This window comes from Mesorhizobium tianshanense, from assembly GCF_007830515.1.
In the GTDB taxonomy this organism is placed as follows: Bacteria; Pseudomonadota; Alphaproteobacteria; order Rhizobiales; family Rhizobiaceae; genus Mesorhizobium; species Mesorhizobium tianshanense.
Genome location: NZ_VLKT01000157.1, coordinates 1 through 1,143 on the forward strand (window position 1 = coordinate 1; position 1,143 = coordinate 1,143).

Consider the following 1,143-nt stretch of genomic DNA (forward strand, 5'->3'; position numbering starts at 1 on the left):
TTGTGGCGATCTACATCGACCACGTTCTCACATCTCGACAGGAGCAGCCGCCCTCAATTTGGCTCGGGCGAGACCCCAATCACCCCATCTGTTGATGTTGAGATGCAGGTCCTTGGGCAGAACCGAAAGCACGATCTTCAGATACTGGTCGGGTTTTTCGGTGCGCACCTCGGCGATGACGCCGGCGCCATGCGCCCGGAAATCGGCGCGGATCGCTTCCAGAAAGCCATCGGCTAGCGTCTTTTTCGTGCGCCTCGGCCGGCCGGAGGGCCGGGGTTCCGCCACTTCAGGGGGGTCGTCGTCGAAAGGGACCTCGGCCATGCCCTACCCCGCCGTCCCGGCGAGCGCCGCGATCTCGGGCCTCGCCGTTTTCTTGACTGCCCGCGTCGGTCTCTTGCGTGACTTCGCCCGCTTGCCGGGCTTCGCACGCGACGGCTTCGGCTTCCGCGGCCGGCTTGTCGTGTCGCGCTTCGCCGCGCCGGCATCAGGCAGGGCTTTGAGCACCGCCCGGGCGATACGCACGCCATCGGCGCCGGCGTCCGCCAAGGGAAAGCCGAAGCCGCCGGCCGCGTCGACGGGACCGCCCCGCACCATGCCGATCCGCACGCCGGCCGCGACCGGCTCGAAATGGCCTGAGCGCTCCTGCGGCGCGCTCTCGAACTGTCCGATGGCGCTGACGACCTCGCGGCCGTCATCGTCGACGATGATGGTGGCGTAGCGGCTGGACATGGTGGATTCTCTTGGCAAATGACGTGGTCGCGCGTTGCGGAATGGATGCGAGACTCTGTGATGACGGTGACTGAACCTGATGATCGCCAGGTCGCGTTTCGTCACCCCCCCCCTCTGTCCTGCCGGACATCTCCCCCGCAAGGGGGGAGATCGGATGTCACCTTGGCTTTCGCCAATCTCCAACGTTGCAGGATGGGTGGTAAGGTCGAAGCTGCCAATCTCCCCCCCTTGCGGGGGAGATGTCCGGCAGGACAGAGGGGGGTGCTGTCCCGCCGACACTTGATATCGGCAACACAGGCAGCAAACGTTCGAAAGGGCTTGAAATCGGGATAGGGGGGAACCTTGCGGTTCCTCCCCTCCCACACCACCCTGCGTACGGGCCCGTACAAGGCGGTTCGGTTGGTTATGCGGCAT

2 protein-coding genes are annotated in these 1,143 nt (G+C 65.4%); both read right to left on the minus strand.

Annotation, left to right across the window (positions count from 1 at the left end; all coding sequences use genetic code 11):
• Nucleotides 1-27: 27 nt before the first annotated feature.
• A complete protein-coding gene (locus IQ26_RS39020) occupies nucleotides 28-321 on the minus strand; it encodes a hypothetical protein (protein WP_145723598.1) in 294 nt (97 codons plus the stop codon).
• 3 nt (nucleotides 322-324) lie between these two features.
• Nucleotides 325-729 carry a hypothetical protein gene (locus IQ26_RS39025; protein ID WP_145723599.1) on the minus strand — a complete coding sequence of 135 codons (405 nt, stop codon included), beginning with the start codon at nucleotides 727-729 and terminating at the stop codon, nucleotides 325-327.
• Between the last annotated feature and the right edge of the window lie 414 nt (nucleotides 730-1,143).

Bases quoted from the DNA above. Each gene is read 5' to 3' on its own strand.
- IQ26_RS39020 (WP_145723598.1), bottom strand. From the start codon at position 321: ATGGCCGAGGTCCCTTTCGACGACGACCCCCCTGAAGTGGCGGAACCC.
- IQ26_RS39025 (WP_145723599.1), bottom strand. From the start codon at position 729: ATGTCCAGCCGCTACGCCACCATCATCGTCGACGATGACGGCCGCGAG.